Annotated in this window: 17 protein-coding genes and 1 pseudogene; 9 read left to right on the top strand and 9 right to left on the bottom strand. The window is 44.7% G+C overall.

What is annotated here, in order from left to right; translation table 11 throughout:
• Positions 1-265: 265 nt before the first annotated feature.
• Complete coding sequence (locus tag EQO05_RS10800; protein ID WP_128506416.1) at positions 266-676, top strand: hypothetical protein; 411 nt, start codon at positions 266-268, stop codon at positions 674-676.
• 229 nt (positions 677-905) lie between these two features.
• Here EQO05_RS10800 and EQO05_RS10795 read toward each other — a convergent pair whose 3' ends face one another.
• A complete protein-coding gene (locus tag EQO05_RS10795) occupies positions 906-1541 on the bottom strand; it encodes a hypothetical protein (protein ID WP_128506414.1) in 636 nt (211 codons plus the stop codon).
• Between the two features lie 311 nt (positions 1542-1852).
• Between EQO05_RS10795 and EQO05_RS10790 the strand changes: the two genes are divergently transcribed.
• From EQO05_RS10790 to EQO05_RS10760, 7 genes are all read left to right on the top strand, one after another.
• A complete protein-coding gene (locus EQO05_RS10790; protein ID WP_128506412.1) occupies positions 1853-2656 on the top strand; it encodes an indole-3-glycerol-phosphate synthase in 804 nt (267 codons plus the stop codon).
• Between the two features lie 307 nt (positions 2657-2963).
• A complete protein-coding gene (trpB, locus tag EQO05_RS10785; protein WP_128506452.1) occupies positions 2964-4163 on the top strand; it encodes a tryptophan synthase subunit beta in 1200 nt (399 codons plus the stop codon).
• A 1-nt stretch (position 4164) separates the two neighbouring features.
• Positions 4165-4956 carry a tryptophan synthase subunit alpha gene (gene trpA / locus EQO05_RS10780; RefSeq protein WP_128506410.1) on the top strand — a complete coding sequence of 264 codons (792 nt, stop codon included), beginning with the start codon at positions 4165-4167 and terminating at the stop codon, positions 4954-4956.
• Between the two features lie 97 nt (positions 4957-5053).
• Entirely contained in the window at positions 5054-6154 is a 1101-nt protein-coding gene (trpD, locus tag EQO05_RS10775; protein WP_128506408.1) for an anthranilate phosphoribosyltransferase, read from the top strand.
• Positions 6151-6861, top strand: a complete 711-nt coding sequence (locus EQO05_RS10770) for a phosphoribosylanthranilate isomerase (RefSeq protein ID WP_128506406.1) — start codon at positions 6151-6153, stop codon at positions 6859-6861. Before trpD ends, EQO05_RS10770 begins: the two co-directional genes overlap by 4 nt.
• Positions 6848-8491 (top strand): anthranilate synthase component I, encoded by a 1644-nt coding sequence (gene trpE, locus EQO05_RS10765; RefSeq protein WP_128506404.1) that lies wholly within the window; start codon positions 6848-6850, stop codon positions 8489-8491. The genes EQO05_RS10770 and trpE overlap by 14 nt, the downstream gene beginning before the upstream one ends.
• Positions 8492-8656: 165 nt before the next feature.
• A complete protein-coding gene (locus EQO05_RS10760) occupies positions 8657-9259 on the top strand; it encodes an aminodeoxychorismate/anthranilate synthase component II (RefSeq protein ID WP_205793787.1) in 603 nt (200 codons plus the stop codon).
• Here the strand turns inward: EQO05_RS10760 and EQO05_RS15575 are convergent.
• The 7 genes and pseudogenes from EQO05_RS15575 to EQO05_RS15985 all read right to left on the bottom strand — a co-directional run.
• Entirely contained in the window at positions 9232-9381 is a 150-nt protein-coding gene (locus tag EQO05_RS15575) for a hypothetical protein (RefSeq protein ID WP_164888532.1), read from the bottom strand. The two genes, EQO05_RS10760 and EQO05_RS15575, sit on opposite strands and share 28 nt — an antisense overlap.
• Positions 9362-10114: a hypothetical protein gene (locus tag EQO05_RS10755; RefSeq protein ID WP_128506400.1), complete on the bottom strand. Its 753-nt coding sequence runs from the start codon at positions 10112-10114 to the stop codon at positions 9362-9364. Before EQO05_RS10755 ends, EQO05_RS15575 begins: the two co-directional genes overlap by 20 nt.
• A 1272-nt stretch (positions 10115-11386) precedes the next feature.
• Entirely contained in the window at positions 11387-12271 is an 885-nt protein-coding gene (locus EQO05_RS10750) for a hypothetical protein (RefSeq protein WP_128506398.1), read from the bottom strand.
• Between the two features lie 280 nt (positions 12272-12551).
• Positions 12552-14054: a NosD domain-containing protein gene (locus EQO05_RS10745; protein ID WP_128506396.1), complete on the bottom strand. Its 1503-nt coding sequence runs from the start codon at positions 14052-14054 to the stop codon at positions 12552-12554.
• A 478-nt stretch (positions 14055-14532) separates the two neighbouring features.
• Positions 14533-15297, bottom strand: coding sequence for a hypothetical protein (locus EQO05_RS10740; protein WP_240664578.1), 765 nt, complete (start codon positions 15295-15297; stop codon positions 14533-14535).
• Between the two features lie 246 nt (positions 15298-15543).
• A complete protein-coding gene (locus EQO05_RS10735) occupies positions 15544-16485 on the bottom strand; it encodes a hypothetical protein (protein WP_240664576.1) in 942 nt (313 codons plus the stop codon).
• Positions 16486-16811: 326 nt separating this feature from the next.
• Positions 16812-16947, bottom strand: a pseudogene (locus EQO05_RS15985) (monomethylamine:corrinoid methyltransferase); the annotation flags it as partial.
• A gap of 119 nt (positions 16948-17066) precedes the next feature.
• Here EQO05_RS15985 and EQO05_RS10725 point away from each other — a divergent pair.
• A complete protein-coding gene (locus EQO05_RS10725) occupies positions 17067-17387 on the top strand; it encodes a hypothetical protein (RefSeq protein WP_128506393.1) in 321 nt (106 codons plus the stop codon).
• Positions 17388-17397: 10 nt separating this feature from the next.
• Here EQO05_RS10725 and EQO05_RS10720 read toward each other — a convergent pair whose 3' ends face one another.
• Positions 17398-18852 (bottom strand): NAD(P)/FAD-dependent oxidoreductase, encoded by a 1455-nt coding sequence (locus EQO05_RS10720; protein ID WP_128506391.1) that lies wholly within the window; start codon positions 18850-18852, stop codon positions 17398-17400.
• Positions 18853-19076: the final 224 nt, after the last annotated feature.

Below are 19076 nucleotides of genomic sequence, written 5' to 3'. Positions count from 1 at the left end.
AGAAAAAAAATTGTTTTTGAGCTCACGGAAGAGGATATTATGAATAAATAGTGCTGCTTTTTCTTCGCTCAGATAAAGTAACAGCTAAAAAGCTGGATTTTACTTAACTACAGGGTTTCTTTTAGAAGTCCGTTACTTTTGTGAATATGTTATACTTGTTCTATAATTTTATACGAATCGGTAATTCTTTATAGTCAAGTTGGTTTATACATTAACAATAGAGGATCTCTATTAAATTAGTGAAGTAATAGTGGGGGAAATTCTTATGAGCAGACGCCAGGTTTTTTACCTGCGGATAGCAGCAATTCTCCTGGTTATGCTACTGATGCTTCCGGTCTCAGTAGCGTTGGATCAGAAAATGGAGGATATTCTGGAGGATCAAATCGGTGGGACAGATTCTATAACAACACAAAATGAAACTGAACTGATGGTACAGGAAGTGGGCTCAAGTTTCAATTTCTCTAAATCCATGCTTCAAATGCTTGATCCCAACCTTAACCTCATAAACGGGGCTCTGGACGCCCTTGTTGGGGAATATATTTTCCTGCAGCCTGCAATCGAGGATACAGATATGATGGAAGCTGCCAATTCGACCCCTGGAGTGCCTGACAGTACCATACCCGTGATCGAAGGCATGTCCTACAGTTTGAAAACTATGTTAGAGGTGCTGAACTGAGGTTGATAATTAGGATTGAGAATGATATTTGAGAGTAATATTATTTTGAACACAGGCTAATAAGCTTATGTTTTGCAAATATCCAGATTGATTATCCGGTCATTTTAAGCCGATATCCTGTCGGCAGATTAATTTCTTTTTTAGCGGTCTGCAGGAAAGACTTTGCAGAATATATGGTATGCGCTGGCGCAGGCAATTCCATCGTCCTTCTGCCAGCTTCAGCCGCACGTTAACCAATTAACTCTTCTGAAGAGTCGATAAACGACTCTAATTTCCTTCTCACCTCTTCCGGATCATGTTTCCCTTCCATGCGCCAGACCTCACGTTCTTCAAAGTCGTATAATATTGATAGAGGCAACGTATTTTTCTCGTACCTATTCTTCAATTCCGGGCAGTTTTCTATGCTCAGTACCTCAATAGACAATGCATTGCTGAATTTGGGTTCTGTCAGCAGTAGCTCACGCATGAAAAGTGCCAAGTCCTGACAATCCTTGCAGTTAATTGATTTTGTATTTATACGGTACACCAGCTTATTGCCACAGTATGAAAGCAGCAAGCGTTGCAAGACCGTGTTTATTGATTCATCAGGGTGAATTTTAGCTTCATCAAGCCTGTTGTAAAGGTCTTGAGTGATTCTTACATTCTCCGTAGCATTCGACAGTTCATGAAACTTCCGTCTCCTGCGGTTAATCAGAAACCAGTAATTACCTTTCTCATGTGTAAGTTGACAGGTATCATCATATCGTGCCAGCAGTTTTGTAATTATCGTGCCTTTGGATTCCCATCCGCTGTCACTGTCCCTATCTCTGCAAAAATCGAGCGCTGCATATAATTCTGCACTGATTTTAATCGTTTTCGTTTCCATAAACGCACCTTAATCCGGTGCATACGTTTGGTTAAATATATATAGGGTTCGCCATGGCACCCGGGCGGTTTTCTAGTAAATGGTGACGGCTGGCTCGAAAAAGCCACAGACTTTTAGGTAAAAAGGATAAAATGTGGGTCTAGCTACCGGAGATAAGCCCGCTTCAGTGCAAGAAGCTCATCGATTTCTGTTTTTGTGAGTAAAAACCCCTGAGTGATTCACTGCTCCTGTTTTAGCCTTCATCCAAAACCTTTTTATAGAAAGTACTTCATTAGACGTTGATGTACACAAATATACTTCAGTGATAAACAATGCACGATTCAATTCTCCATATTCTCAACACAACAAAAACCCGCGTACAGGCTTTAGGGTCACAAACCTGCCTTGAAGACCTGAGCAGGGGCTTTGAGAGAAGGGATTTTTTCTCTGCGGTGGCAGATGCAAAGAATGACGGGCGGGTGCCTGTAATTGCTGAGGTCAAGCCTGCATCGCCAGGGAGAACTTTCAGGGAGATTTCACCTGCAACGGCTGCCAGGCTTGCCTGGGAGATGGAAGAAGCAGGTGCTGTTGCAGTTTCGGTCCTGACCGAGCCCGGAGTGTTCCGGGGTTCGCTTGAAAACCTGGACGCAGTCCGGAGAACCATATGCTTGCCTGTCCTGAGAAAAGACTTTATTATAGACAGGGTGCAGCTTGAAGAAGCAAAAAGTGATCTTGTGCTCCTTATTGCGGGCATTCTCGGGGAAGAACTTGAAGCTTTTGTCGAGCTTGCCCTTGAGAAGGGACTTGAGCCACTGGTTGAGGTTCATAACAGGAAAGAACTTGATTTCGCCCTGAAAACCGGTGCAAGAATTATAGGAATTAATAACCGGGATTTTGAGACACTAAAAATCAGCCTCGCTACCACGGAAGGACTTGCACCCGTTATCCGGGAATATGACCTTGACCACGGGACAAATCACCTTATAATAAGCGAAAGCGGTATGAACGGCGCAGGGGATGTAAGGCGGGTAATTCAGGCAGGTGCGGACGCCGTGCTTATAGGATCTGTACTTATGGAAAGCGCTTCTGTTTTTGATAAAACGAAAGAATTCGTCCAGAGCGCCGGTTGGCGTTAATAACTGTTTTTCAGACTTTTCGGTGCTTTCAGCCTGCTGGACAGGGTTGAAAAATGCACTTAAAATCAATTTAAAATTCACTCCGGATTCGTTAAGGGTTCTTTCAGGATCCGGCAAAGGTCCGTTAAAAACTAAATTTTGCTTCAGCTATCACGCTAAAAACCATGTTGCAATGTAGTTGAAATAACGCCACGGTTTATATCAAAAAGACAAGGGAGTAGTTGAATTGACAGAAATTAACATTTCAGAATTTCCGACAAAAATCTCATCTTTAAGTGAGCTCGCAGATTCAAAGGAAAATTCCGGAATTGGTGAGACAAGCCCGGTAAAAGGGAAATACGGGAAATATGGAGGACAGTACGTACCAGAAGTTCTCATGCCAGCCCTGGAAGAACTGGAAGAAGGCTACGAGCGGTACAAAAGCGACCCTGAATTCCTTTCCGAACTAGACTATTACCTGAAGGAATTTGCAGGCAGGAAGACCCCGCTCTATTTTGCCCGAAACCTGAGCAGGAAGTACGGGTCAAAGATCTATCTCAAAAGGGAAGATCTTGTGCACGGAGGAGCCCACAAGTTAAATAATGCCATTGGGCAGGCTTTGCTTGCAAAATACATGGGGAAAACCAGGCTGATCGCCGAAACCGGAGCAGGGCAGCACGGGACTGCAACAGCTATGGCAGGGGCAAATCTCGGATTTGAAACCGTTGTATACATGGGCGCAAAGGATGTCAAACGCCAGCAGATGAATGCCTACCGCATGGAATTAATGGGCACGGAAGTAAAGCCCGTGGAAACCGGCTCAAAAACCCTTAAGGATGCCATTAACGAGGCTTTCAGGGACTGGGTCACAAACATAGGAAACACGCATTACCTCATAGGCTCGGTTGTAGGACCCCATCCCTATCCTGTAATAGTAAGGGATTTCCAGAGCGTTATAGGGCGTGAGGTAAAGGAACAGATTTTGCAAAAAGAAGGGCTCATGCCTGATTCCATCATTGCCTGTGCAGGCGGCGGAAGCAATGCAATGGGAATTTTCCACCCTTTTGTCGAGAATACCGAAGTTGAACTGATTGCTGTCGAAGCCGGTGGAAAATCCCTGAAATGTACGGAAAAAGCAGCCCTGCACTCAGCTTCCCTCTGTGCAGGCGAAGAAGGAATCCTGCACGGAGCTCGAACAAAAGTACTGCAGGACAAAAATGGACAGATCCTTGAATCCGAATCCGTTTCAGCAGGACTTGACTACTCAGGAGTCGGGCCTGAACTGGCTTATCTGTCCGAAAGCGGACGGGTCACAGCCCGGTATGCTACTGACAATGAAGCGCTCGAAGCTTTCCATGAACTGAGCAGGCTTGAAGGAATAATTCCTGCACTGGAATCCTCCCATGCCCTTGCCTACCTGAAGAAAGCATCGGAAGCCGGAGAACTTGGAGAGATCGTGGTTGTAAACCTTTCCGGGCGAGGCGATAAGGACCTGGAAACCGTCCTGAGCCTGAGAGGGGGGATCTGAAATGAGAAGGCAAAAAATCTCCGAAAAATTCTCCGAACTCAGGGAAAGAAAAGAAGGAGCCCTTATCTGCTATGTAATGGCAGGAGATCCATCTGCGGAAGGAACCGGGGAGATTGTAAAGGCTCTGGTAGACGGAGGCGCGGATATCATAGAACTCGGTTTCCCTTTTTCTGACCCTGTGGCTGACGGCCCGACCATCCAGGTGGCAGGCCAGCGGGCACTTGCAGCCGGCATGGATACCCGGCGTTATTTTGAGCTTGTTAAAACCCTTGAGGTCCGGATTCCTCTTGTTTGTATGACATATTACAACCCGGTATTCAGGTACGGCGTGGAAAAATTTGTAGAACAGGCTGCCGACGCCGGGATAAGCGGATTGATAGTGCCTGATATCCCTGTAGAGGAAGCGGTTGACCTGAATAACAGCTGTGAGAAGTACGGGCTTGACCTGATCTTTCTGGTTGCGCCTACAACAACCGAAGGACGGGTCCGAAAGATCCTGGAAAAGGGTTCAGGTTTTCTCTATCTGGTCTCAAGGCTCGGGGTCACCGGTGCCAGGGAAGATATCTCATCCTCAACCAGAGAATTGCTTTCCAGAATAGAAACCGGGATTCCAAAAGCTGTAGGGTTCGGGATATCCACGGGAAAGCAGGCTGCAGAAGTCAGGGAAGCAGGAGCGGACGCAGTCATAGTCGGCTCGGCTTTTGTCAGGATTATAGAAGAAGGAAAAGATGTAAACGATAGGCTGAAAGCTCTTGCAGAAGAGCTCAAATCCGGGATAAGGAGAGCCAGTTGAAGGAAAAAACCCGGAAAATCAGGAACGCAGGCAATCACGAAAATTTTGAAACAACGCGGAAGGGGAGAAATCAGGAATTGAAAGGAGGCAGGAGAAAATGCAGAGGTACATTAAAAAGCTGGAAGAAGGCTGTGACCTGAGCCCGGACGAAGCCGAAGCGGCAGTAGGCGAGATCTTAAGTACCGCACATGACGGAGAAATTGGGGCATTTCTGCTTGCCCTGAGGGCAAAAGGTGAGAAGCCCGGAGAAATTGCAGGCTTTGTAAGGGGAATGAAGAAAGCTGCAAATACAATCCGGCCCAGGACACCTTTCAGGCTTGTAGATACCTGCGGGACAGGAGGGGACGGCCTTAACACTATCAATGTCTCGACAGCCGCAGCTATTGTAACGGCAGCTACAGGCGTCCCTGTAGCCAAGCACGGAAACCGGGCTGCCACATCAATGTCAGGAAGTTCGGATGTGCTTGAAGCCCTGGGAATTAAAATTGACCTGGCACCCGAACCCGTCAGGCAAACAATAGAAGAAATAGGAATCGGGTTCATGTTTGCCCCGGTTTTCCACCCTGCGATGAAAAGGGTTGCAGGGATCAGGAAAAAACTTGGAGTCCGTACGGTTTTCAATATCCTGGGACCCCTTACCAATCCTGCGGGCGCAAAAGGGCAGGTCATAGGGGTTTTTGATAAAAAACTCTGCGAACCAATAGCTTTTGCTCTTGCCGAGCTGGGAACCGAGCATGCCCTTGTGGTGCATGGGGATGGGATGGATGAAATTTCAAACACAGGTGAGACCTATGTAGCAGAGCTCAAAAATGGAAGGGTTTCCACCTATACCCTGACCCCTGAAGCCCTGGGTATGCTGAGGGCAAGCCAGAAAGAAATTGTGGGCGGTACTCCGAAAGAAAATGCCAGGGATTTGCTGCGGATTTTCAAAGGTCAAAAAGGCCCGAAAAGGGATCTTGTAGTCATAAATGCAGCCGCAGCTCTTTATGTGAGCGGGATTGTGGGCTCTATCCGGCAGGCAATTCCTATTGCCGAGGATGCCATTGACAGCGGAAAGGTCATGGTAAAATTCAACCAGTTCAGGATTTTTACCTCGGGGTTTTACGGACAGAACAGTAAGGTCACTCTTCCGGGAAAAGACATCGTAATACGCTCCAGATCTTCTGTATTAAGCCCGGCATCGGGGGAAAGGGCTTGAAATCAAAAACAAGAACGAAAATCTGTGGAATCCTTAGCCCTGAAGAAATCGAGCTCGCGGCTCTTTACGGAGCCGACGCAGTCGGATTTATCACCGAAGTCCCTGTTCAGAGCCCAAGAAAGCTCGATTCCGATACTGCTGCCTATCTGGTTTCCAGAGTCCCTCAAACCCTGAGCTCCGTGCTGGTTATTATGCCTGAAAATTCGGATACAGCCGTGAAGCTGATTGAAAAAGTAAATCCAGACATCGTGCAGATCCATTCCAGGCTGCCCCTTCTCGAACTTGAAATAATTAAAGAAAAAACGGACATCCCTATCATAAAAACTTTATCCGTAGCCATACAGGGAGAAAGTTCAGGCGAAAAAGCCGGAAATACGGCTCCTGTTTCAAATCTGCTCAAAAAAGTCAGTCTTCTAGAAGAAACTAATGTTGTGGATTCCATCCTGCTCGATACGGCAAGGTCCGGGAAACCCGGAGGCACAGGCTGTGTGCATGACTGGGCGCTGAGCCGGCGAATTTCAGAGAAAACACGGCTTCCCCTTATCCTTGCAGGGGGGCTCAAGCCAGGTAATGTGCAGGAAGCTATCAGGGCTGTCTCCCCATATGCTGTGGACACGGCATCCGGGGTTGAAACCTGCGGAAAAAAAGATGCCGTGAAAATCAAAAATTTTATTGAGGAAGTGAGGTGTGCCAATGCTTTCCTTTGACCTTGGAAAAGAAGAATTCAAAGAGCTTGCTTCAGGGATAAGCCAGCCAGGTTTTATACAGCTCCTTGCAAAGATCGATACCGTTACCTGTTCTCCCCTTGAACTTTACCGCATCCTGCGGACCTCAGGAACTTCGGGCTACTCCTACCTGCTGGAATCCGTGGAAAAACAGGCAAGCCGGGCAAGGTATTCCTTTGTTGGAAATGACCCGGATGCCTTAATTGAAATAAATGACAGGAAGATGTGTCTTGCGCTCCTGAACCCGGACGCTTTGCCTTTCTATGAGGATGTCCGGTCAAGAGTCGAGAAGGTCTGCGGGCCTGGAACCGTGCAGGAGGAAAATCCGGAGAAAAAACGCTCAGGACTGAAAAATATAAAGTTCACGGCTCCGGTTCCTCAGGGAAAAGATGCTTTCGATGCCCTTCGCCTGGCTTTTCCTCCTGCAAACGGGATGGGGATTCTGAATGCACAGCGTTTTGACAGGCAGACTTTCCTTGGCGGCGCCATAGGCTATACAGCTTATGATGCTGTCTATGACAGCTGGCTTGGAATCGAAAAAGGCTTCGAGTCCGAAATTCCTGAACTCCAGTACCTGCTGGTTTCGAAAACTTTTGTGTTCGACCATATAACTGATGAGATGTATATTGTGGTTTCACCTTTTGTAAATCCGGGCTCGGATGCCGGAGAAATCTATGAAAAAGCCCTTCTGGAGGCTGAAAGGCTCTGCTCCGTATTCAGGGAAGCTATCCTTCCAGGAGGTTTGACAGGAACAACAGTGCCAGGCGAATCCAACTGCACAGGCTTACCTGCTTCGGACTGCGGCATCGGAGAGCAGGAGTTTGAGGAATCCGTACTCCAGGCAAAAGAGCATATTTTTGCAGGAGATATCTTCCAGGCAGTCCTTTCCAGAAAATGCGAATTCAGGCTTGAGCAGTCGCCCTTCGAACTATACATGCAGCTCCGGGCAATCAATCCGAGCCCTTACATGTATATTTTCGAGTTTGGAGGGCTGGCTATCGTCGGGGCAAGCCCTGAGACTCTGTTGACGGTCCATAAAAGGACTCTAATCACAAATCCGATTGCAGGCACCTGCCCCCGTGGGAAAACTGAAGCCGAGGATGAAGCTTTTGCTTCACACATGCTGCATGATGAAAAAGAAAGGGCTGAACACGTAATGCTTGTAGACCTGGGGAGAAACGATGTTCGGATGGTTGCTGAGAGCGGCTCGGTAAAGGTTTCCGAGTTTATGAAAGTCCTGAAATATTCCCACGTCCAGCATATAGAAAGTACGGTTTCAGGAACTTTGAGGCCGGAATGCGACCAGTTTGACGCTTTCAGGGCAATATTTCCGGCAGGGACGCTTTCGGGAGCCCCGAAAATCCGGGCAATGGAAATTATCTCCGAGCTTGAGGCTTCCCCAAGAGGGATTTACGGCGGGGGGGTCGGATACTACAGCTGGAATGGCGATGCTGATTTTGCAATAGTAATTCGGACCGTGCTTGTACAGGGCAAGAAAGCCTCAGTACAGGCCGGGGCAGGAATCGTAGCGGACTCCGATCCGGAATACGAGTACCGGGAAACCGAGCGCAAGATGGCTGCAATGCTTGCGGCAATAGACGGAGAGCTTTAAAGCGGTGGCAAAGTAATTCCGGGGTGGAATATATGAGAAGAAGTTTAACGAAAGGCTTTCTACAGGAAGGGTATCCAGAAAACAGGTTCGCAGAGAAGGAGAGTTTGAAGATGAATAACGGGGATGCGAAATACCAGAAACGGCAAGCTCAGGGGGCTTTTTCAGGTGAAGATAGTTTTCATAAACAATAAAGATTCCTTTGTCTGGAATCTGGTAGATTATATATCTTATTTCGAAAAAGATACTCTGGTACTTCCCAATACGGTTTCCCTGGAAGAACTCCGGCAGATAAAACCTGATGCCCTGGTTATTTCTCCGGGTCCGGGGAGTCCTTCTGACTCAAGGGATATAGGTAACTGCCTGGAGATAATCAGGGAATTGGGCAGGGAAATCCCCTTGCTTGGAGTCTGCCTCGGGCACCAGGCAATCAATGTGGCTTTTGGCGGATTGGTCCGAAGAAGCAAAGTAGGACCGGTGCACGGGAAAAGTTCTAAGATCCTGCACGAGGAGTCTGCACTATTCTCAGCCTTTGAGAGCCCATTCGAAGCAGGCAGATATCATTCCCTTGAGATTGGCGAGCCTGCGCCCGGGATAAAAATTACTGCCAGGGCTGAGGACGGGAGCATCATGGCTGTGGAACATGTGCAGTATCCGATTTATGGCCTTCAATTTCATCCCGAATCCGTACTTACTCCGAATGGGCTGAAAATAATCGAGAATTTTCTGGAGCTTTCCAAAAATTATAAAAAAAGCCAGCCGGCTGTGTAAACAGCCAGAAGCATTTCCTGAGCCTCGGGCTCATTTATTTCCTGAGCCTCAGGCTCATTTGTTTCCTGAGCCTCGGGCTCATTTATTTCCTGAGCTTCAGGATTATTCTTCTTTTTTGGCACCCTCAGTTTGGGATTCCTGTTCTCCAATATCTCCTTCATCCTCAAAGAATTCCTCTTCTGTGAATTCTTCATTGGGTTTTGCCTCATAGCCTGCAGGCTGTAGATCCTGGAGCTCTGAATATTGACTTACAGTCTGCGCAATAAGCTGAGGGTATATTTCAATTTCATCTCTTGTCTTGAAGCCAGATAATTCTGAAGCTTCTATAATTTCTTCTCTGGCATCTACTGCTGCCTTACTTAAATCTTCAAGTTGCTGCCGGTTTGCAAGATAAGCCATTTCCCCGATAGCAAGGGTTGTCCACAGGGTTACGACTTCCATCTTCTTCTCAACAGCTCCCAGCCCTATCATCTTAAGAGTATCGAGCGCAGTTTTTGCAGGTTCAAGCATCTGGAACTGTACTGCTCCTTTTCCAATCTCCTGTACAGCTTTTGAAAAAGACCACATAGCGTTTGAGAAATCTTTGCTGAGAGCAGTTTCAGAAAGAGATTTAAGGTCGTTAAGGACCATTGACGCAATACCCTCAATCTTTTTCTGGATGGCTTTGTTGCCAATATTCCGGAGCGAAATAACGACCCTTCTTAGGTCCGCCTCTAAATCTGCCTCAAGCAGTTCTTCTCCGAGTTCCCGGAGGTAGTCAACATATTGGAGCGCATCGTATTCATTCTGTTCTCTTAATGCTCGCTCTCCGTTTTCTCCAAGTTCGATAGCTTTTTGTTCATTCAGTGAGAACATATTAAAACCCCTTTCCAGTAAAATCCTTTAGAAATTGCTCGGATTTTAAGAATTTAATTATTTATATAGGTTTACTCGGATATTAGGCTTCCTATATTTTAAAAGTATATCGGGAATTTCAGGGCTATTATTCCAAAAAAAGCTTTTTAAAACCCCTGTCAATAAACAGAAGATCCTTGATAACTTTATCAATTAACGGATAAACTGAGAAAATAGATTAGATAAATTAAAAGGCTGTAAAAGTAAAAATTTTAAAAAATTGCTAGAATAAAAAATAGCAATGCAGAAAATAGTCCGGATTTACTCATAAACTTCAGTTACTTTTTTTGCTAAATACGGAAGAGAAACCAACCCGAAAAGCCCACATACTAACTAAATAGAAAGAGTTATATACATTTCATGCATAATATATATCATATGAGTAAAAAAACTCATGCAGGTTTTCTGGCATATTCTCCTGCATGAGAGAGACAAAACTCCATGGTAGGGGGGAGGGTTCAACTCCTTACCTTCCTCCTACCTGAACAACTGTGTTGAATACTATGCACAGTAAAATACAAATGGTAAATCTAATTACTTCACTTCGAAACCTCAAGTTTTTTACTGGTAGAACGATGCTTTGCCTTAAAGAAATACTTCAGTAATTTATTTAAAACTTATGGTTTCAAGTAAGCAAGTAATTTTCAAAAAGTATTCGGGCGTTTTTTGCAGTTTCTGCCGAAACTGCTTTTTTAAAGTACTTCTCATACGGAAATCATATTCGAAATCATATCCGAAATCTTATCCGAAATCATATCCGAAACCATATTCGAAATTATATCCGAAATCTTATCCGAAATTATATCTGGAATTATATCCGAAAATAAGCCGGCAATCCTGATATCTGGTTAACCTGACTTAATTATTTCTTAAGAAGTTAGTCTTTTATCATGCCTGAGCCACGTGATACCCGTACTCGGGAGGAAGAGTTTCTGCTAAAAGCAAAATTTTACCTCCATCTAGAAATTGCTTGTAAGTTTCAGGAACATCCAGGAGATTATTTGTCCCATTTTTCGATAAGATTCAAAAATCAAGCAAAAATAGAAAAAAGAGAATATGTTAATTAAAAGTTAAATAGAAACTTATAAAGTCCGGATAAGTCCGGACTGTGGATAAAAATGAAGAGCCCGATTATATAAGGATTCTGGTTACGTGGGAGCTATTATGTTGAGAATTGGTTATATAAGGGGCTTATGTACAGAGAAGTGGACACATAACCTTCCTGGTATGGGTTTACAGGGCAGACTGGATTTCTTTCTGAAGGGCTTTTATTTCCTGGAATTTTTCCACTTTTTCCTCAGAATCCGTATAACCTGCATCTATGAAATTATCCAGAGCCAGTTCCGCCACTACTGAAGAGTTATTCAGGAGCTTCTCCTCAGCCTGAATACGGAGGGACTCAAGCGCCCACTGGCACTGCAAAACCGCGTCACCAAGTCCTTTCTTGATAGATAGTTTTCCTATTTCTTCTATGGAAAGTGCTGTTGAACTCAGGGCTTCGTCGAAGTAACTTTCCGCCGCAAGCTTGCCGATTTCCTCAAGCAAAAGCAGGGTGCTGACAGTCTCAATCTCAAGGCTTCTTGCTGCAACATTTTTCCCGATTTCTCCCAGACCTGTAACTGCACTGAGCACGACTTCCTCCATATCTTTTCTGGCAGCAGAGGCTCCTATCTCTTTAAAGAGCAAAGAAAAGGCAATTACTTTCTCCTGATCCCATGATTCTGAAGAGAATTTCCAGATCTCCGTAAGGGTTGTAGCAGCGACCTTCGAACCTGCTCCAAGTAAATGTGTAGCTGCAGTCTCTCCCACTTTACCTATTGCTATAAAGGTCCTGTTCAGGGCGTATTCAAATCCTTTATCTGCTGCTACCCTTGCCAGCTTCCCGAGAGACAGGATAGAATTGATGGTAACAAGCTCCATATATCTTTCTGCAGCCACCTGTGCTGCATTTTCAATGGATAGAATAACTCTCCTGGCATCTGCTTCTTCGTTTTCAGAAAGGAAATCTGCCGCAATCCCTGTAAGGGAATCCAGAGCCTCGAAAACTCTTCTCTCATCTCCTTCGTCAATTGCAGATAAACTTACTTCAACGGCCTCGGCTTCGTTTAATGTAATCATCCTTTTTGCCCCTCTTTAGTGATATTAATACATCTAGTCTCAGTTTTTTCTTATAGATCTTTTAATCATTGCCTGTGCATTTAATTCACACCTGACGTCAGTTTGTTACCTGAAGTATAGCTCGCACAGGAAGTAGAGTCGCGCTTACTCTATGAAGTTACGGGATTATTAGTGTTACTGTTTTGTAACCAGGACGTCTCATTTAAAAAGAATCTTATCCTTTTATTCTGAGGCATTATGAAGCCGAGTCAGGGTCAAGCCTACCGGTCAAAGGTTTCCCTCAACCGGATTTGACTCTTTCTTCGTAGGCTATGGCATGTTCCAAAACTTTTTCAAAGACGCTTTTATCTTCAAGCCCAACAATCCTTGCTTGAGCTCTATCTGTGGTAATATTCCCATCCTGCTGCATGTAAACGTATTTCCCATTCTCAATGCCCATAATTACGGAGGAATCAGGGATGTAGCCTACCTCAAAATAGGTTGCAAGCTGGACGTTCTGGTTTATATTTATGGACATAATTGTTGCTTTTTCCCCGTACCTGACTGCCAGTTCGTCAAGTATAGGTCCCATGGATTGGCAGGCTCCGCACCATTCAGCTCCGAGCCTCAAAAAAACCGGGCCTTCCTCAAGGGATGCGTTTATCTGCTCAAGCTCGGTCGTCTCGACAACAACATTTTTTTCCCGAGTACTGGGAGTGTTCGGAGGGTATTTTTTATTAAACAGGTTCAATAAGGCATTACAGTTAATACTCAGAGTTTGGGAACCTTTGCCTGAGGAGAGCCTGTTTACCAGAGGCATATAATCCGTAGCTCCTGCCGTCCGGTTTATGGCATAGGGAGTATCTATTATACCGTTTCCGTCAGCATCTGCTCCTGTATGGCTATCCCAGAAGTTACCTGCCAGGCTGCTGTTCCAGAGATTCCTTCCTCCGTCTACGGCATTGACCAGATTAATAAATTCATTCTCAGAGAATGAATTGTTAGAAGAATCGTTAAGGTGCACTCCAATATCATTAAGGTACAGGTTGTTACTGATCAAAACGTTTGACCCTGCCGTCTGCCCACGGATTCCATATTCGTTTTTCAAAATAAGGTTATTAGCAAGCCTGTTCCCCTGAGACGTTAGCAGGAAAACGCCGATTTCGTTGGAACCTGCGGTATTGTTAACAAGGGTATTATTAACGGAATTACTCAATAAAACTCCCTGGCTATTTCTTACTACCAGATTGTTTGATAGTATATTATCCTCAGAATTGTCAAGCGTAATTCCCCTGTTCCCAGAACTTACAAGGTTTCCTTTAAGATAGTTGCCCCGGGAATTCTTGAGCACAATGCCCAGATCATTGAGTATCAGCGTATTATTGCCTAATGAACAGTTCCGGACATTCTCAAGGTAAAGCCCGGCATTCCCGTACATATCCTTTCCGGAAGGATCTCCTGCAATATGAAAGCCGTCTATTGTTACGTTGCCAGAACTGATGCTGAAGACAGCATTGTCAGGTACTGCACCTATTACATAGGTACGATTAGTCGGCAGACCCGAGAGAGTGGAACTTGAGAGAATTGTGAGTTCCTTATCCACTATTATATTCTCTCTGTATACTCCAGGGCTTACAAGAATAGTATCGCCATTCTGTGCATTATTGACGGCTTCCTGAATCGAAGCATAGTCTCCTTCCTCGCTGTTGTTTACTGTAATAACCACAGCATCGGCCTGGGTTACGGCTGTCCCAAGCATAAAAAGGAAGATTATAATAATAATCTGAACTAAATTCCCTTTCATTAACCACTAGCCCCCTAATTAATAAGGATATTCCGACAAAGAATAAATCCTGCTTTTATAACAACGCGTAAGAATAATAATTTGGGATAATAAAATCATTTTGAAATACATATTCTGAAAAATAAACCTTAAATTTCATATGATCTTATTATTTTTAGGGCTAGCTAGAATTAGCATTGTTTCCAGTGCTCTGTAAATGCAGTCATCTATACTATATAATCAGCTAAAATTCAAAAATAGTAAAAACCTTTATTAAACCATTTCCAGCGGTTCCCAGCTTTATAATTTGCAGCTTTTACCTGGCATGCTTTTATTAGATTATGCATTGAAGCAGGTCAGGGCTGCCAGTGCGAGAATTGACAGTTTACTTATCCGGAGCTCTGAGTTTAACAGCCTATCCTGAAATCCGGAGATTTCCCGGACTGAAAATCAGATCGGAACTATTCGGAAGAGAGGCAATTCAGCCCTCTCGAAGTTTTCAGTCGAGAGATTCGGCTTCGTGTATATATTCCGAACCATTGAGAGTGTCAAGGGCAAGTTTCGTCATAAGCATATGGCTTATTAGAAACCTTTCTTTGACTTCGAAAATCATTGTTCCCAGGGAGTTGGCAGCTTTCATGATTATATTTTCAAAGTCACTGAAATCCGTGTAAGAGGATTCATTATCGGAAAGGGCAGGAGTATGCTGAGAGAGATCTGCTTCTCCTGCTTGCTGAATAAACAAACTTAAAATACCCGGAAATTCTCCGGAAAGGATAACTGCCTCTTTTCCGTAAGGGTGAGATAAGAGGACATATGACTTAGGAGGAAGAAAACCTCCGTTCTCCGGAACATGGATGCTTTGCTGCCCGAAAGTTTCTTTTCCTATGGACCCTATGGCAAGAGCCGCAGCCAGAGCTTCTCTCTCAGTTTTCTGAAGCGATGCGGAGTTTGCAATTTCTCCAAGGTACCCAACTGCAATCCTGACCGCTGACTCCATATTCTGCCCGACTGCCGCTTTCCCGATCGCACACAGAGAGTAGAGGATGCTCAAGCCGGTGTCGGTCATTTTCTGCTCTCTTGCGATTTCAGCCATCTTTCCAAGCGAAAAGAGCGATAAAAAAACCCCAATTTCCATTTTCTGGAAAACAGCCGCATTACCTATATCCCTTATGCTGATGACAGCCTTTTTCGCATCAGGCTCAAGTTTCTTATTTATATACTCGGTTCCGCGTTCCGTAAGGAAATCTATGGATCGTAGCACACCAAGTTCGTCATTATCCTTAACTGAAGTCAGCCCGAGGTCCGTTGCCCCAGATTCGTTTAAAATAGACGTTCAGAACACCCCACTAAAATTCTTATTTCGGGAAAGGTACCTTAAAGCCAGATAATTCTTCCTTCACTTCTTCCCCTGTAAGGAAGGCAGGTATCTCGATTCAATACCTGGTGATTTTAACTGATACTGAGTGATTAACTTAACAACAATACAAACTAACCTGAGTGGAAAAGTTCATAACCCTGTACCTGGCGATCTCCTCTTTCCCCTGGAAATCCTATTCAGTTTATCTTCCAGTCTTTGAATTTCCAGTTTTTCAAATTGCAGGAGAGCCACTTCCGCTATTATAGACGCGCTCATCAGGTAGCGATCCTCGGCATTGAATTTAATCGTTTCAAGCGAATAAGCTGCCTGGAGTAAAGCCCTATCAAGCCCCTGCCTGTCTGCGGTTTTTCCTATATCCCGGATAAAACGTACACTTATATCCACAGTTTCGCTCAGGTCTTTCTCAATAGCTCCGGCTCCGATTTCCTGAAGCAATAGCTCGGCATTTAACGCTGCGTCCTCAAATTTCTGACTTGCCGCGACCTTTCCGGTTTCTCCGAGAAGGGCTACTGTGCTGCTTGCGACATCCCCTAACCTCTGCCATGTAACGCTTTTTCCGATTTCGCCAAGAGCGAAAATGATTGCAATAGTTTCCTTTTTGCCTTTTTTGGAAGCTGCAGTGTTTCCCATCTCGCCAAGGCAGGAAGCTGCAATCTTTGCGGGAATCTCCATTTTTTGTCCTGCTGCGGCTTTCCCGATTTCTCCGAACGCAAGTGCAATGCTCACTAGAGCATTCGCCATGTGATTTCTGCATGCCTCTCTGGCAACCGGAGAAAGAAGCAGAAGCGTATTGACAACTATCGGCTCAAGACCGGCAATAGCCGCCGCTTTCCCTATCTCTTTAATATACTCGATCAGTCTTTTTGTGTCGCTTTCCTGCCCTTCTTTTGCATATTTCATTGCAAGCTCGGAAAGGTAGCTAAGGACTTCTTTAATGTCGGCTTCATTCTTTTCATCAACCAGAGTAAGCCCCAGTTCCAGAGCTTCATTTTCGTCGAGCGGTAGAATCCTTCGCGCCCCCAGGTTCTCTCTCAAGTAAGTATGGATATGTGAGGATATGAGCTTTATCATGGGAAAAAAGCACTGTTAAGGAATTTTTCTTAGCAGGAAGATCGGAAAGAGCCGGAAATCTTTAGACTGAGTACATCCGGTATTAAAAAAGCTTAAAAAGATTACTAACTCTATAAACTTTTATTTTCGGGGTTTTCTATGGGAATATGAGGTCAAAGCCTGGTAAACTGTTAAAAATCGAAGAGAAATGACAGGGAATCGAAGAGAAATGACAGGGGCGAGCCCGGAAGCCCGGGCACGATCGAGGTAAGCAGCCTGCGTACCGCTTTTTTAAGCCACCATATTTAATAACCGGTTTTTATTCCAAAAGGGGTTTCAATTTGATCTCATAATATAAGTCCGCGCTCTTCGAGCTTCTTTCTTGCTCCGTTGAAACCCTCATGTACTCGTCAGTTGGGTTACGATCTCTACGTTGTAGCACTCCTGAAAGGTCTTTCCTGCGGATGCCTTTGCGTAAGTCTTCTAGAGATCAGATAAAAGTGTGTGGAAAATATTAGAGATTAAATTGGAAATTAAAATGAAAAAAGTTCTTTTAACCCCGACTTCACCTGAAAAGGATGAGGAAAAAGATAAAGGACGCAATGTTAAGTAAAAAACCAAACACGCTTGCTGTAAGCCCTGCTTTCGCAACCGAGTCTTCGGCTTCTTTCAATCGGGATCTGGCAAGGATGATTCCGAGAATGGAAAAAGGTATTGCGAAAGAGGTTAAGAATAAGCTTCCTGCTCCAAGCCAGAAAGAAAGGGAAATAAGTACACTTATTATCCCCGATGTAAGGCTGAGAATTCCCTTCGACGCTGAAATGCCGCTGATTTTATCTCCTCCTGCCCGAAGTTCCGGTGGAATATTGATCTGCTTTTCAGTTCTAACCGGGAGCCGATCCTTCTCTCCTGCTCGTACATAAAGCCAATATTTTAATGGAGGTTTCCGTCCTCATTAAGAATTTTTAAAAGCTCGATGATTGAGTATGAAGCCCGTGTAATTCCCATACTACGTTTATCCGTATCCGTTCCCGCTATATAGAGATTCCGGATAGGAGTTCGAATATCTGCGAATTTCCCGTTAATCGTGACTGCGGCTTTTTCCGGAACCATAATCTGTTCATGTTTCATATCTATATGCTTTTCGAGATTCGGATGTGCGCGGAGAATCATTTCATAGGCCCTTTTAAGCTCCTGTTTCTCATTATTATTTTCGTCGATCACAAAGGAAAAGCCTATAAGCTGTTTGTCCTTGGGGGCAAGCGAAGGGTCATAGTTACTGATAGGCATTGCCCAGTAGGCAAAGTCCTTGAACCAGATCTCCGAGCCTGTATAATTAAACTCGGGAAGCTCTCTCTCCAGTCCAAGCCAGATAGTAAGGCTTTTGCTATGGACTATACCTCCCAGATCTTCCGCATACTCCCGTGGGAGGTCTTTTATAAGCCTGGGAAGTTCGGTTGCAAAACCTGTGTAAATAACAAGATCAGAAACGTAAATTTCGTCGGATTCTACACCGGAAATTTTTCCATCCTGTGCAAGGATGGATTTAACCTCACATTCTGTCTTGATTTCAACGGTCTCAGGCAGAGAATAAAGAATTGCATTGAGCAGGGCTTTTAAGCCCTTTCTGGGGTAGCCCTGAGAGTAATTTACATCATTCGTTGCAAGCCTTTCCAGAGAGGTAAAGGGCTGGGTGACCCTGGTCATCCTGGACTGAAGGGAAGCGTGGAGATGATAAGGAAGGATTGAGGCAAGGATAGACTCTGTAGACTGGGGTTTTTTCGGCTCCAGCTTCCCTATCATTGCATCAAACTGTTCCTGGGTGATGCTGTCCCTGACAAAACTGCTGCCTGACAGGACGCGCTGGGCAGAGGTTTCTTTCATGGACCTGCCTGAAAGGAAAGCTGATATTGTATCCACGAAATCATAGGTTTCCTTTGAAAGACCCTTTGGCAGGAAATCATACACTGACTTGTCAGAAAGATCTATTCCGAATGAAGACAGAGTAAAAGCCTTCGTCAGGGTTTGCGAAAGCAGTACTCTATCCTTTCTCGGAAGCACATCAAAAGTCACGAAATCCTTCAGGTTAGAAGGAACCTTAATAAGAGCATTTTCAGTCCTGATATAGTAGCGCCCGTAATCCTCGAATACAGGCAGAAAATCGAAATAGTTATCCATCAGTCTTTTAAGGGGGCCTTCAACCAGATGGGTTATTGCATGTGCTCCAGTGTCCACCTGATAGCCGTCTACCATGTAGCTGTTGCAGTTCCCACCCAGATGCCGTCTTTTTTCGAGAACAAGGACCTTTTTCCCATGCTTTGAGAGCGTCAGCGCCGCCAGAAGCCCGCTAATGCCCGCCCCGACAACAATCACATCGTATTTTTTCATTCCCTAAACTACCTCAGTTTTTCCAGTGAATTAAGCTATAATTATGCAGTTATGCACTTTATTCTTCTCAACTCACAACAGAACCCCACTACTAGTGGAAGGGTTAAATAAATATGTGAAACTATAAAAAATTACTCCAAGTCCGGGCTGATTCCGGAATAGTGTTACTTGCTTTCAGCTTACCAGTTGTACTTGATCCCGGACTTACAACGTAGAGTACAATA

Source organism: Methanosarcina sp. MSH10X1, assembly GCF_004099695.1.
Lineage (GTDB): Archaea > Halobacteriota > Methanosarcinia > Methanosarcinales > Methanosarcinaceae > Methanosarcina.
The sequence above is the reverse complement of the archived record's forward strand: the minus strand, read 5'-3'. Positions and strand labels throughout refer to the sequence as shown.